Origin of the sequence: Flavobacterium sp. 5, assembly GCF_002813295.1 — a bacterium.
Taxonomy (GTDB): domain Bacteria; phylum Bacteroidota; class Bacteroidia; order Flavobacteriales; family Flavobacteriaceae; genus Flavobacterium.
In genome coordinates this window covers 1,270,489-1,284,077 of record NZ_PHUE01000001.1, presented here as the reverse complement: position 1 = coordinate 1,284,077, position 13,589 = coordinate 1,270,489, and the positions used below count along the sequence as shown (strand labels likewise).

At 30.3% G+C, this 13,589-nt stretch carries 13 protein-coding genes; 9 read left to right on the top strand and 4 right to left on the bottom strand.

Annotated features, from left to right (window positions below):
• The first annotated feature begins 106 nt into the window (after positions 1–106).
• The 5 genes from gldK to CLU82_RS05230 all read left to right on the top strand — a co-directional run bounded on the left by gldK (position 107) and on the right by CLU82_RS05230 (position 5,982).
• The gene (gldK, locus tag CLU82_RS05250; RefSeq protein WP_100842098.1) at positions 107–1,513 is read left to right on the top strand and encodes a gliding motility lipoprotein GldK; all 1,407 of its coding nucleotides are present in this window, start codon (positions 107–109) and stop codon (positions 1,511–1,513) included.
• A gap of 65 nt (positions 1,514–1,578) precedes the next feature.
• Positions 1,579–2,211, top strand: a complete 633-nt coding sequence (gene gldL / locus CLU82_RS05245; protein WP_100842097.1) for a gliding motility protein GldL — start codon at positions 1,579–1,581, stop codon at positions 2,209–2,211.
• 49 nt (positions 2,212–2,260) lie between these two features.
• Positions 2,261–3,820, top strand: coding sequence for a gliding motility protein GldM (gene gldM / locus CLU82_RS05240; protein ID WP_100842096.1), 1,560 nt, complete (start codon positions 2,261–2,263; stop codon positions 3,818–3,820).
• A gap of 51 nt (positions 3,821–3,871) precedes the next feature.
• Positions 3,872–4,849, top strand: coding sequence for a gliding motility protein GldN (gene gldN, locus CLU82_RS05235; protein WP_100842095.1), 978 nt, complete (start codon positions 3,872–3,874; stop codon positions 4,847–4,849).
• Between the two features lie 80 nt (positions 4,850–4,929).
• Positions 4,930–5,982, top strand: coding sequence for an FAD-binding oxidoreductase (locus CLU82_RS05230; RefSeq protein ID WP_100842094.1), 1,053 nt, complete (start codon positions 4,930–4,932; stop codon positions 5,980–5,982).
• Positions 5,983–5,984: 2 nt separating this feature from the next.
• On the opposite strand, the gene CLU82_RS05225 is transcribed toward CLU82_RS05230, so the two are convergent.
• Positions 5,985–6,368 carry a DUF983 domain-containing protein gene (locus tag CLU82_RS05225; protein ID WP_100842093.1) on the bottom strand — a complete coding sequence of 128 codons (384 nt, stop codon included), beginning with the start codon at positions 6,366–6,368 and terminating at the stop codon, positions 5,985–5,987.
• A 75-nt stretch (positions 6,369–6,443) separates the two neighbouring features.
• Here CLU82_RS05225 and CLU82_RS05220 point away from each other — a divergent pair, with 75 nt between their 5' ends.
• Positions 6,444–8,357, top strand: a complete 1,914-nt coding sequence (locus CLU82_RS05220) for an ABC-F family ATP-binding cassette domain-containing protein (protein ID WP_100842092.1) — start codon at positions 6,444–6,446, stop codon at positions 8,355–8,357.
• On the opposite strand, the gene CLU82_RS05215 is transcribed toward CLU82_RS05220, so the two are convergent.
• Positions 8,352–9,314, bottom strand: coding sequence for an App1 family protein (locus tag CLU82_RS05215; protein WP_100842091.1), 963 nt, complete (start codon positions 9,312–9,314; stop codon positions 8,352–8,354). The genes CLU82_RS05220 and CLU82_RS05215 overlap by 6 nt on opposite strands.
• Before the next feature lie 62 nt (positions 9,315–9,376).
• Between CLU82_RS05215 and CLU82_RS05210 the strand changes: the two genes are divergently transcribed.
• On the top strand, positions 9,377–10,246 hold the full coding sequence (locus tag CLU82_RS05210; protein WP_100842090.1) for a diacylglycerol kinase family protein: 870 nt from the start codon (positions 9,377–9,379) through the stop codon (positions 10,244–10,246).
• Between the two features lie 7 nt (positions 10,247–10,253).
• Here CLU82_RS05210 and CLU82_RS05205 read toward each other — a convergent pair whose 3' ends face one another.
• Positions 10,254–11,408: a GNAT family N-acetyltransferase gene (locus CLU82_RS05205; protein ID WP_100842089.1), complete on the bottom strand. Its 1,155-nt coding sequence runs from the start codon at positions 11,406–11,408 to the stop codon at positions 10,254–10,256.
• Positions 11,409–11,570: 162 nt separating this feature from the next.
• On the opposite strand from CLU82_RS05205, the gene CLU82_RS05200 reads away from it, so the two are divergent.
• Positions 11,571–11,849, top strand: coding sequence for a 4a-hydroxytetrahydrobiopterin dehydratase (locus CLU82_RS05200; RefSeq protein WP_100842088.1), 279 nt, complete (start codon positions 11,571–11,573; stop codon positions 11,847–11,849).
• 45 nt (positions 11,850–11,894) lie between these two features.
• Here the strand turns inward: CLU82_RS05200 and CLU82_RS05195 are convergent, their stop codons facing one another.
• A complete protein-coding gene (locus CLU82_RS05195; protein ID WP_100842087.1) occupies positions 11,895–12,386 on the bottom strand; it encodes a DUF1761 domain-containing protein in 492 nt (163 codons plus the stop codon).
• 181 nt (positions 12,387–12,567) lie between these two features.
• Here CLU82_RS05195 and CLU82_RS05190 point away from each other — a divergent pair, with 181 nt between their 5' ends.
• Positions 12,568–13,422, top strand: coding sequence for a leucine-rich repeat domain-containing protein (locus CLU82_RS05190; RefSeq protein ID WP_100842086.1), 855 nt, complete (start codon positions 12,568–12,570; stop codon positions 13,420–13,422).
• The last annotated feature ends 167 nt before the right edge of the window (positions 13,423–13,589 follow it).

Genomic DNA, 13,589 nt, shown 5'->3' with positions numbered 1-13,589 from the left:
CATACATTTGACCAAATAATTTATGACTATAAAAAGAATTGTTTTTTTAATAAAAAATAAATAGGTTTACAGTCTGAATAATAATGAATAGATAACCCCAATTTTTATGAAGAATTTCATTGCATTTACGGCAATTTTAACAGTGTTGATTAGCTGTGGTAGATCAAGCGACAAAGGTGAGTTGGTTGGTGTAAAAGGAGCAAAGTGGCATCCTGAAAAACCTTATGGAATGACACTAGTACCTGGCGGATCGTATATCATGGGTAAGTCTGATGATGATATTGCGAATGTTGGTGATGCGCCGACAAAAACAGTTACTGTTCGATCTTTTTATATGGACGAAACAGAAATTACAAATAGCGAGTATCGTCAGTTTGTAGAATGGGTAAAAGATTCTACTATACGTTTACGTCTAGCTATTTTGGCAGAAGAAAGTGGGCAAGGAGCTACTACTACTGATGCAAAAGGGAAAGGAAAAAACACAGGTAGTATAGCGGATTATGCTTTCAATGACTCTGATCCAGAAAAAATGACAGCATACGATAAGTATATGTATGATAACTATTATAGTATTGGAACTGATAAGGATCCAAATGCTTATAAAAGATTAAATAGAAAAGCTAAGCTAGTTAAGGATGTTAAGAAATATCCAGATGAATATTATGTAGAAGTAATGGATTCTTTATATTTACCTTTAGAAGCCTCATATAATGGTTTGAGAACTATGGATGTGAATAAGCTTAAATTCCGTTATACTTGGATGGATATTCAAGCTGCGGCTAAAGCTAAAGTTGGAAAAAGACAAGATTTCTTAAGAACTGAAGAAGTAAAAGTGTATCCAGATACAACAGTATGGATTAAAGATTATAGTTATTCATACAATGAACCAATGCATAATGACTACTTTTGGCATAAAGCCTATGGTGAGTATCCTGTTGTAGGGGTTACATGGAAACAAGCAAAAGCTTTTTGTGAATGGAGAACTTTAAATAAAAATATTTACATAAAATCTAAGAAAAATCATTTTGATAATGTTAACTCTTTTAGATTACCTACGGAAGCTGAATGGGAGTATGCTGCAAGAGGAGGTTTAGAATCTGCTACTTTTCCTTGGGGTGGTCCTTATACCAAAAGTGATAGAGGTTGTTTCTTAGCTAATTTTAAGCCTAATAGAGGTGATTATGCAGCAGATCAAGCTTTGTATACTGTAGAGGCTAAGTCTTATGAGCCTAATGGTTACAGTCTGTATAATATGGCTGGGAATGTTTCAGAATGGACGGATTCAGCTTATGATGCAAATTCATATGAATTCATGTCTACAATGAATCCTGCAGTTATAGATAATTCTAATAAACGTAAAGTAGTAAGAGGAGGGTCTTGGAAAGATGTGTCGTATTTCTTGCAAGTAAGTACTCGTGCATTTGAATATTCAGATTCTGCAAGAAGCTATATAGGTTTCAGGACTGTACAAGACTATATGGGAACGCAAACTACTGCAAACAGTAAAAAATAATAAGAGAATAATCCAAATCAATTAAATAAAAATAACCTATAAATTAACTTTAAAATTTTTAAACGATGGCTATATTGAGCAAAAAAGCAATGAATTTTACCTATGGTATGGGAGCAGCAGTAGTAATTATTGGAGCACTTTTTAAAATACAACATTATCCTGGAGCAAGTGCGTTATTAATAATTGGTCTTTGTACTGAAGCTTTCATTTTTGCTCTTTCTGCGTTTGAACCTGTTGATCATGAATTGGATTGGTCTTTAGTGTATCCTGAATTAGCACCAGGTGCTGAAAAATCTGAGAAAAAAGCTGTTGTAAAAGATGAGGCTGATGGAATGTTGTCTTCAAAATTAGATGCTTTATTGAAAGAAGCGAAAATTGATGGAGAATTAATGAATAGTCTTGGAAGTAGTATTCGTAATTTTGAATCAGCATCTAGAAATATTTCACCTACAGTTGATTCAATTGCTGCTACAAAAAAATACAGTGAAGAATTGTCTATGGCTGCGGCTCAAATGGAATCTTTAAATAGTTTATATAAAGTACAATTAGAAAGTGCTTCAAGAAATGCTGAAGCAAATAAAGAAATAGCTGAAAACGCAAGCAAATTAAAAGAGCAAATGCAATCAATGACTGCAAATATTGCTTCTTTAAATAATGTTTATGGTGGAATGCTTTCTGCAATGAGTAATAAAGGATAATTAGTTTTTTAACTATATTTAATTTTTAATAATAAACTAATTAGAAAAAATGGCAGGAGGAAAATTAACCCCTAGACAGAAGATGATTAACCTTATGTATTTGGTTTTCATCGCGATGTTAGCATTAAATATGTCCAAAGAAGTTTTATCTGCTTTTGGATTAATAAACGAAAGATTTGAAACTGCAAATGGATTGGCATTAACTTCAAATGAAGCTATTTTAGCTGATTTAGATCTTAAAGCTCAAGATAAACCAGAGCAATATAAAGTTCCTAATGAAATTGGAAAAAAAGTAGCAAGTGCTACAACTACTTTTTATAAATATGTTGGATCTCTTAAAGCAGATTTAACTAAAGATGTAAAGAGAGAAGAAAATGGAAAATTACCATATGAAAGTATGGATAACTCATCAAAGTTGGATGAATCTTGGTTTAGCGGTGATGGTTTATCAGCAAAAGGTAAAGAAGTAGCTGCTGCTGTTGATACTTATAAGGCAGCTATTAAATCTGCTTTGGGAACTGATCCAAAATTTAATGACATATTGAAAGAATTTAATACTAAATTCAATACAGGTGATATTAAAGATAAAGAAGGTGTAACTAAAAATAATTTAGATTATAATTTTAAGCATTTTCCATTAATTGCTTCAGTGGCAAAATTAACAGCAATTCAAAATGATGTTAATACTATTGAAAATCAAATTTTGGGAACATTAACTGGATCTACAGCGGTTGCTGCTGCATCTATGAAAAACTATACTGCTATTGTTATTCCTGAAAAATCAGCTTTCTTTGCTGGTGAAGCTGTAAAAGGTAAAATCGTTTTAGGACGTTTTGATAAATCTACAGTTCCAACTAAAGTTGTTGTAAATGGTGGGAATTTAAATTTAGCTACAGCTTTACATGATGGTCAAGTTGATTTTAGTTTCGGTGCTGGAAATGTTGGTGAACACGATATCAACGGAAACTTTACTTTTATGGAAGATGGTAAACCAGTTGCGATTCCTATTGTAGGAAACTATGTGGTTGTTCCAAAACCAAATTCAGCTACTATTTCCGCAGATAAAATGAATGTAGTTTATAGAGGTGTTATTAACCCGATGACTATTTCATTTGCAGGTGTTTCTGATGATAAAGTTAGTGCTTCTGCTGCAGGTTTGAGTCGTGCTGGAAAAGCAGGTTCTTATAACATGAACCCAGGTCAAGGATCTGAAGTAGTTATTAATGTAACAGGAACTTTACCTGATGGATCAAAAGTATCTGATAAAAAATCTTTCAGAATTAAAGGTATTCCTGCTCCAGTTGGTGCAATTGGTGGTGAAATGGGAATTGTTAAAGGAGCTAAGTCTCGTTTAGAAGTATCTCAAGTTTCTGCTAAATTACCAGATTTTGACTTTAATGTTAATTTAAATGTTGTTGGATTTACTTTAAAAGTTGCTGGTCAGGCTGCTGTAATTGTTTCTGGAGATAGAGTTAATGCACAATGTAAAACTGCATTAGCAAGAGCAACAAGAGGTGATCAAGTTACGATTTCTGATATAAAAACTAAATTAGTTGGTTCTGATATTATGCTTTCAAGAACGGCACCAGTAATTTACGAAATACAATAATATTTAAGTTGAATTTTAACCTACTTAGATAACTTAATAATAATTGATAAGATGAAGACTAAAAATTTAGTAGTAGTTATTGCATTAGTTGCAGGGAGTTTTTCTTCATTTGCACAGTCTAATTTGCTGAATGCTAAAACACCTGAGCAAATTGGTGTAAAAACTAAATCTCAAGTATCTCTTGATAATGATAAGCCTTTAGCTTATGGTTATGTGGATGACAGAGATATATTAATGGGAAAAACTACTTGGGAAATAGTAGATTTGAGTGAAAGATTTAATTTTCCACTTTATTTTCCAATAGATTCTACTAATATTGGAAAAGACAGAAGATCTTTATTTGATGTTTTGATTAAAGGTATCAAAACTAATAAAATAACTGAAGTGTACGCTGATGATTATTTTAATACTAAAAAGACATTCAAAGACATGAGTAGTTCTTTTACTTATATAGATACCACAAATGCTGGTAGAGAAGAAGTAAATGCGAACAGAGATTTGTATTATCCAAAACAATCTGTAACTTATCAAAAAGTAAAAGGTAAAAGAGTTAAAGTGGTTGGGCCTCCAGGTCCTGGTAAAGTTTTAGATCCTCAATTTATTGATAAAAGAGAACTTACTGCACAAGATATTACTGGATACAAATTGAAAGGATATTGGTATTTTGATAAGCGTCAAAGTGAATTAAAATATCGTTTATTAGGGATATGCCCAATTGCTCCAGAAGCTAGAGAAGTTGGAAGTGAAAACCCTGATTACATTGATTTATTCTGGATTTTTTATCCATCAATTCGTGATTACCTGCATCAGTATTTAGCATTTAATGAAAAAAATTCAGCAATGCCAATTTCTTTTGATAGAATTTTAGATTCACGTCAATTTGGTGGTGTAATCTACAAAGAAGAAAATGTTTATGGTGACCGTTTAATAACTGAATATGTAAATGAAAATGCACTAAACCAGTTAATAGAATCGGATAGAATTAAAGATAAAATTCGTGATTTTGAACACGATATGTGGAATTACTAATTTCATAGTGTTATATTAAAAGAAACTCTTACTTTATTTAAGTAAGAGTTTTTTTATTTTGAATGTTTATTTTATTGTTCATGATTGATTATATAATTGTTGGTTCTGGTTTAGCAGGAATTTCATTCTCTGAAGTAGCTTTATTGCATGGAAAAAGTATAATTGTTTTTAATAATGATTCTCAAAATTCATCGAAAATAGCTGGAGGTTTGTATAATCCTGTTATTTTAAAGCGTTTTAGCGAAGTATGGCAAGCCCAAGAGCAATTAGAATTAATGACTGATTTTTATTCTAATTTGAGAAATAGAATAGAGGATAAGTTTGATTTTAAAATCCCTATCCTTAGAAAATTTTTCTCAATTGAAGAACAAAATAATTGGTTTGCTGCTTCTGATAAAAAAGCTTTAGCACCCTTTCTATCAACTTCTTTATGTTTTAAAAAATATGAAGGTATAGATTCCCCTTTTGATTATGGTGAAGTATTACAAACAGGATATGTTGATACAGCTTTGTTACTATCTAAGTATCAAGATTATCTTTCTACTTTAAATCTTTTAAGATTGGAGACTTTTGATTATGATGCCTTAACTTTTAAGGAAGAGAGCATATCATATAAAGATATTGAAGCTAAGCATATTGTTTTTGCAGAAGGTTTTGGACTCCATGCTAATCCTTTTTTCAATGAACTTCCTCTAGATGGGACGAAAGGAGAGTTGTTCATTATTAAGGCTCCAGAATTGAAGTTAGATGTTATAGTGAATACTAGTGTTTTTATTTTACCATTAGGAAATGGATTATTCAAAGTGGGAGCAACCTATAATTGGAAAGACAAAACTGATTTACCTACAGAGGAAGGAAAAAAGGAATTAATAGATAGAATCTGTGAGATAATTTCTTGTGAGTTTGACATAGTAGAACATTATGCTGGAGTTCGTCCAACTGTTAGGGATAGAAGGCCATTAGTGGGAACGCATGAAAATTATAAAAATGCTCATGTGCTAAATGGTTTGGGGACTCGTGGAGTTATGCTTGGTCCCGCAATGGCTAAAGCACTATTTGATAATATTGAAAACGATATTTTGCTTGATAAGGAAATCGATATTAAAAGATTTACTAATAAACGAAAGAAGTAATTTTAATTGTCTTTTGTGTTTGGGTCGTACGAAACAAACATATTAATATAAATGTTTCTTGACCACCTTAAAACAATTGGAAAAAGCAGAATTAAAGAAATAATAATCGATATAAATGAAGTTTGGATGTCTGCTCCAAAAAGTAGATAAGTTATAATAAATGTACCAATGCCTACAGCAACATTCAATCCATAACTAACATACATTGCACCATAAAAGAAAGAAGGTTCTATTTGATATTTAAGCCCGCAATGACTGCATTTTTCATGCATTTTGAGAATTGACCCAATATGTAATAGGTTTTTATCTACATACATGCTCTCATTCATGCATTTTGGGCAAGTTCCTGTTAAAATGCTATATAATTTGGATCCTTTTTTTAACATTTGCAAAATATATGATTTGTTGTATCTATTGAGAGACAAATTTACTAATACATAAAGGAATAAAATAATTAATACATGCTTAATATACACAATTTATCGGTTTCGTTTGGTGGTTCTTATTTGTTTGAGGAAGTTACTTTTCGTTTAGGAGCCGGAGACCGGGTTGGTCTTGTTGGAAAGAATGGTGCTGGGAAATCAACTATGCTCAAAATGCTGGCAAGAGACTTTGCACCTGATTCTGGAGTTATTTCTCAAGAGAAAGATATTCGAATGGGATTCTTACGTCAGGATATTGATTTTGAACGTGGTCGTACTGTTTTGGAAGAAGCATATGAAGCGTTTGTTGAAATAAAGATTGTAGAGAAGAAATTAGAAGAGATAAATCATCTATTAGTTACTCGTACCGATTATGAAAGTGAAGAGTACGGTCAAATTATTGAGGATTTGTCTGATTATACACATCGTTTTGATTTATTGGGTGGTTATAATTATGTGGGTGATACCGAAAAAATTCTTTTAGGTTTAGGATTTAAAAGAGATGTATTTAATAATCAAACAGAAACTTTTTCTGGAGGTTGGAGAATGCGTATTGAGTTAGCAAAGTTACTTCTGCAAAACAACGATGTGTTGTTACTGGATGAGCCAACGAATCACTTGGATATTGAAAGTATCATTTGGTTAGAAAGTTTCTTGCGTAATTATCCTGGTGTTGTGGTTATTGTTTCGCACGATAAAATGTTTTTGGATAATGTTACCAATAGAACTATCGAAATTTCATTAGGGAAAGCATACGATTTTAATAAACCGTATTCACAATATTTGGAATTACGCCATGAAATTCGTGAAAAACAATTGGCAACTCAAAAAAATCAAGCCAAGAAAATTGAAGAAACTGAAAAGTTAATAGAGAAATTTAGAGCCAAAGCTTCTAAAGCTTCGATGGCACAATCTTTAATTAAGAAACTAGATAAAGTTGAACGAATTGAAGTAGATGAAGATGATAATTCAGTGATGAATATTTCTTTTCCTGTTTCGAAAGAACCTGGAAAAGTAGTTGTTGAAGTCGAAAATGTGACTAAAGCTTATGGTGATAATGTTATTATAAAAGAAATTGATTTATTAGTTGAAAGAGGAAGTAAAATTGCTTTTGTCGGACAAAATGGACAAGGAAAATCTACTTTTATTAAAGCTATTGTTAATGAGTTTGAATATGACGGAACCATTAAATTAGGACATAATGTACAATTAGGATATTTTGCACAAAATCAAGCAGAATATCTTGATGGTGAGATTACTTTATTGCAAACTATGGAAGATGCTGCAATGGATACGAATCGTATGAAAGTGCGTGATATGCTAGGTTCTTTTTTGTTTCGAGGTGATGATGTTGAAAAGAAGGTTAAAGTACTTTCTGGAGGCGAAAGAAACCGTTTGGCATTATGTAAATTGTTATTACAGCCTATTAATGTATTGTTGATGGATGAGCCTACGAATCACTTGGATATTAAATCTAAAAATGTTTTGAAAGCAGCTTTACAGAAGTTCGGAGGAACTTTGCTATTGGTTTCTCATGATAGAGATTTCTTGCAAGGAATGTCTAATATCGTTTACGAATTCAAAGACCAAAAAATCAAGCAATATTTAGGAGATATTAATTATTTCTTGGAGCAACGCAATTTGGAAAATATGCGTGAAGTTGAGAAAAAAGATATTTTGAAAGCTACTATTGGAAAAGAAAGTAATAAAGCTTCCTATGAAGACCAGAAAAAAGGGAAAGCATTACAAAATAAATTGAGCAAAGTGGAAAGTCAAATCAAACAATTGGAAAAAGACATTCAGCACGATGATAAAATGTTGACTTCCAATTATGATAAACACATAGAAGATGCCTCTTTTTTTAAAGCCTATAACAAGAAAAAAGCAGATTTAGATCAATTACTTTTAGATTGGGAAATTGTCCAAGAAGAGATTGAGAAGGCAGCTTTATAAAACTAGTCCAATTGATTTAGAGTGAGCAATAGCTTCGCTACTATCTTTAAAATAACAAACTGAAACCTCAAGATTTTCTAAGTTTTTTAGAATTGATTTTGTGGTTTCTTTTTTGTTTTTACTTGTTTGTCTGATGTAAACAGCTTTTACAGTAACAGGGAATATTTTACAAATTTGTTCATATAAAATTGGGTCATCTTGCGAGTCATCACCTAATAACACATATTTCAAGTGAGGGTAAAATTCTAAAACATGTTTTATTTTTTCGAATTTGTGATTATGATTTCCTCTTCCGCTCATAAAAAAATCAGCCAGGCCTGTTTTTATATCTTTCAATAAAATTACTGCTCTAGGCATTTGATGGATCTTTGTAAACTTTACAATAAAACGATATAAATTCCATTCACTGCTCGAAATGTAAAAAAAAGCATTTTGTTCGTCTTTATTGTTTCTTCCTGCTGAACTCAAAGCTTGATAATGAGGAACAACATCTTTAAAGACTTCACGATGGTTAACATTTTTAAATAATAAAATGTATATTTTTTTTAAGAAATTATTTGTGTGTGAGACTAAAAAAGTGTCATCAATATCTGATATAATTCCAAGATTTCCTTTGTGAGGTCTAATAAAACTACCTGTTGATATTATAGTTTGATTTTCATGTTTAATACTCACTTCATATGCCATCCACCCAAAATTAAATTCTTTTTCAAGTGGAATGCAAAATTTAAAATAACCATCATCCAAGGTTTTGGTGTGAACTGTTGAATCTCCATATTTGAGATATACGTCAAAATTTTTAATCGTTTTGACCTGAAATAGATTTACTATAGAAGAGGCATTTTTAAAACTTTTTTTTTGAAAATCGTATTCATATCCCGTTTTAAATACATGCCCCATTACAATTAATTCTTGTTCGTTGGCATAACCGCGATATAATTGTAAAATAGGTTTCATTAATTTAGTACTTTTATAATAGCTGTAAATTAATTATTTTAATCGATTTTAAAGAGGAAATTTTGAAAAAGAATATCATTTTCGTTGTAAATCCTATTTCTGGAGATATAGATAAATCAGATTTATTGAATACTGTAAAAAAATTTTCAATTATAAATAATTTTGATTTAGTGGTTTATGAAACTGTTGGAGAAAAAGATGTTTCAGTATTACAATCACTTTATGATGAATATAATCCAGAGCGGATTGTTGTAGCAGGAGGTGACGGAACTATAAAAATGGTAGCAGAAGCCATGGAAAAACACGATGTTGTTATTGGGATTTTGCCAGCGGGTTCTGCTAATGGATTAGCTGTAGATTTGAATTTACCAACAACTCTTGAAGAAAATTTAGAAGTGGCTTTTCTACATCATTACATTGAAATGGATATGATTTGCATCAATGGTATAAAATGTATTCATTTAAGTGATATTGGGATCAATGCTGATTTGGTTAAGAATTATGAAGAAAGTGATACACGTGGCTTTTGGGGTTATGCGATGCAAGCTTATACTACTCTAAAAGATTCAGAAGAACCATTTCTAGCTTCTGTAACTGCTAATAATGAGACCATAGAACATACTGCAAGAATGATTGTAATTGCCAATTCTCAAAAATACGGAACAGGAGTTACCATTAATCCAAATGGAAGTATGAACGATGGTAAATTTGAATTGATTATTTTAAAAAGTCTTGATTTAGTCTTGATTGGAAAAATCATTACTGGTAATATGCCAATCGATTCTGATGATATTATAATAATCTCAACAGAAAAAGCATTGGTAAAAACAGACCGATCAGTTAATTTTCAAATTGATGGAGAATATTGTGGTACTCAAAATGAATTAGAAATTCACATCTTACGGGAACAAATGAAAATTGCAGTTCCTTAGAATTGTATTATTTAAAAGGGTTTCGTTCCTGCCAAATAATTTCAGGTTCTAATCTTGGAAAAATTTTTGGGACTTGTTTGTTTATTTGAGAATTGCTATGTTGCATATAGCCAAACATTTGTAGTGGCTTTGCTCCAACCGAACTTTTAATTTCCAAAGCCGTTCTCGAAAAAATAATTTCTTTGAACCCTTTGTTTATAGAATATGCAATCATATCGTAGAGCATGTTTAGATACAACATTTTTTCTCTTTGAATACTTTCGTCATAGCCTAGAAAATAAGTATCTATCGTATCACCATTTTTTATTAATGTATTAAAGCCAATTAGTTTACCATCGTTGAAATAGCCGTAGAATAAAAAATCATCTTTTAAAGTGTCTTTAAAAATTCTAAAATGATTTTTGGTTAGAAAAAAAGTATTAAAAGGTGCATTTTGAGCTACGTGATGATATAAGTCATAAATGGTTTCTTCATGAGCTATAATATCTTCTAAATGTAACTTTCGTTTCTCAATTCCTTCTGCTTTTTTTCTAGCTCTTTTATATTGATCGCGATACTTTTTGATCAAGGAATCTATATAATCTTGTTCAGATTTCCATTCGAATGGAATGGTAAAGATCATATTAGGTTGAACACAATATTTGTAATTATTTTTAAAGGAATCTGAATCTGTTATAAAATTTTCAATATCCTGTTCATCATAATCTTTAAAAGTGGTTATGTGTATTTTTTTGCCAATTGATTTGAATTTTAGTTTTAAATCATTTGCAGCTTTTTTTAAAGTTTTGATGCCTTCAGATTTTGATATACTATCTGAGAAAACAAATGAATTTTGACCTGTAAGCATATTATTGCCTATTACTAAAACATGAGAAGCAAAATTTTTCAAAATAAATTTTCTGGCAGAGGTTTTAAGACATCGATCTCTATCTCCAAAAGATTCTAATTTGTTTAAATCTAAAAACTGCGATATTGCAATACCTACAAGTTTTTCGTCTTTAAAAATGCCTATATAATGACACGTCATGTTCTTTGGAGCTGATTTGTCCAGAATTTTAAAATATTCTTTGGATAAAAAAATATTTTTACAAGCTAGATCATCCCAGTTTTCGGGAAGTTGTTCATTAGTTTCGTAAATTTGATAAGAAATAGCAGTTTTCAAATTAGTGAAGTATATTATTCAAAATTAACCAATAATATTAAGTTAATATTGGATTGTTATAATTTAACTATTTTTATGATAAATAAACAGTTAATGATTAATACCAATAATGTTTAGTGAGTTAAGTTCGATAGTTTGGCAGAAAACAGTAAATAGAAAGAGATGAATACATTTACAGAAGAATCAGTAAGTCCTTTTTTGGAGACATTAAATGACTGGCATTTTAAAGAAAATGCAATTGTAAAAGATTTTAAATTTAAAAATTTTACACAGGCACTTGGTTTTATTGTCCAAGTAGGAGTGTTGGCAGAAAGAATGAATCATCATCCAGAACTTTTCAATGTATATAATAAAGTTAATATACGGTTGAATACTCATGATTCTGGTGGGGTCACAACAAAGGATATAGAACTAGCCCAGCAAATTGAAAACTTATTATAATCTAAAAGCCTTATTTCAATAGTTGGAAATAAGGCTTTTTGTTTTTTATTTAACCCAACCACAAATTAGTGATCCAATTATGGTTAAGGTTAGTATCCAAAATCCTGCATGAATAAAAATATATTTCCATGATTTTCTTTCGAACAATCCGTTTATTGCAATAATTGGAAATGCAAAAAACAGTCCTGATATGAATCCATGTAAAGCGCCATGTTTAAATGTTCTATAAGCTGTACCATAATCGTTCATAAAAGCATGATATGAGGGTAGTGCTTCGCTAATTTTCATAGGTCCACCAATCATGCTAACTGCTCCACCTTGATGAATAGTTAGAGCCGATTCGATTATAACGATAAAAAGAGAGAAAATATAAGTTAGTCCAAAGATTTTTAACATATTTCCTTTAGCAAGCTCCTCTTGAGTAAGTCCTGTTTCTTTCATCCAGATAGTTCCAAATACTTTCGGATGATACCAAACAAATCCAACAACTAATGTTGCCAATGCACTTATTAAAATTGCAATCCAATTCATTTCCATAATTATGTGGTTTTAAGGTTATAAGCTCAAATGTAATTAATTTTTTGATATGTATTTATGTTTATAAATAATTGTAATCTTTAGATTATAATTTTAAATAAAAAATGTAGTTTATCGATAAAATTTGTGTTTTAATGAGTTTAAGAGTTACTTTGTAGTGTTAAATCTAAAAAGAAGGATCATGAAAAATGTAGTTGCATTATTTTTAACTGTTTCGTTTTCGATTTCCTTATTTGCTAATGTGTCAAATAGTGAAAAAAATATTTTGATTAAATTATATCAAAATACAAATGGTAGCCAATGGATTGTAAAATGGGACTTGAATGCTTCAGTTTCAACTTGGTATGGAGTTAAAATCGTAAATGATAAAGTTGTTGGAATTAATCTTTCTAACAATAATTTAGTTGGAACCTTACCAGCAGAAATTACTGATTTAAAAAATTTAGTAGAATTAGATTTATTCAAAAATCAAATTTCTGGTACAATACCTAAAGACATTGGTAAATTGAAAAAATTGCAACAATTAAATTTATCGTTTAATAAATTAAGCGGTTCTATACCAAATTCTATTTGCGAGATTGAACATTTAAAAGGACTAATGATTTTTATGAATAATCTTTCTGGACAATTGCCGAGTAAAATTGGAAATTTAAAAGAACTAGAAGTGGTTTGTTTATTTAATAATCAATTATCTGGAGAGCTTCCAACGTCTTTATATGACTTACAGCATTTGCAAGAATTGGCTTTAAGTAGTAATAACTTTTCTGGACAAATTAGTAAAAATGTTGAGAATTTAGTTTCACTAGAAAAATTAAGTTTATTTGATAATAAAATGAATGGACAAATACCTTTTAATATTGTTAAGTTAGATAATTTAGAAAAAGTAAATTTAGCTTATAATTCATTTTCAGGTTTTGTGCCTAATACTTTGGCTCAAAAAGACGGTTTTAATCTTACTATGAGAAATGAATCAGGTATTGCTTTTAAACTTGAAGTTGTAAATACGAGTAGAGGAGTTCTTGCAGCAGATGAATAATACAATTAATGTATAGTTAATAAAATTCGATTTTTTTTTTTAAGCGTAATAATTTTTTTAAAAATTATTACGCTTTTTTTAATTTATTGAAGAGTGGTGTAAAACTCAAACCTAGTATTATAATCAGAATTAGACTTAAAATGGAAAATTGGTAAGCTAAGGTTTTG

Coding starts and splice junctions, on each gene's coding strand:
- CLU82_RS05215 (WP_100842091.1), bottom strand. CDS start 9,314: ATGAAACCTATTTTACAATTATATCGCGGTTATGCCAACGAACAAGAA.
- CLU82_RS05200 (WP_100842088.1), top strand. CDS start 11,571: ATGAATACATTTACAGAAGAATCAGTAAGTCCTTTTTTGGAGACATTA.
- gldN (WP_100842095.1), top strand. CDS start 3,872: ATGAAGACTAAAAATTTAGTAGTAGTTATTGCATTAGTTGCAGGGAGT.
- CLU82_RS05230 (WP_100842094.1), top strand. CDS start 4,930: ATGATTGATTATATAATTGTTGGTTCTGGTTTAGCAGGAATTTCATTC.
- gldM (WP_100842096.1), top strand. CDS start 2,261: ATGGCAGGAGGAAAATTAACCCCTAGACAGAAGATGATTAACCTTATG.
- CLU82_RS05225 (WP_100842093.1), bottom strand. CDS start 6,368: ATGTTAAAAAAAGGATCCAAATTATATAGCATTTTAACAGGAACTTGC.
- gldL (WP_100842097.1), top strand. CDS start 1,579: ATGGCTATATTGAGCAAAAAAGCAATGAATTTTACCTATGGTATGGGA.
- CLU82_RS05220 (WP_100842092.1), top strand. CDS start 6,444: ATGCTTAATATACACAATTTATCGGTTTCGTTTGGTGGTTCTTATTTG.
- gldK (WP_100842098.1), top strand. CDS start 107: ATGAAGAATTTCATTGCATTTACGGCAATTTTAACAGTGTTGATTAGC.
- CLU82_RS05195 (WP_100842087.1), bottom strand. CDS start 12,386: ATGGAAATGAATTGGATTGCAATTTTAATAAGTGCATTGGCAACATTA.
- CLU82_RS05190 (WP_100842086.1), top strand. CDS start 12,568: ATGAAAAATGTAGTTGCATTATTTTTAACTGTTTCGTTTTCGATTTCC.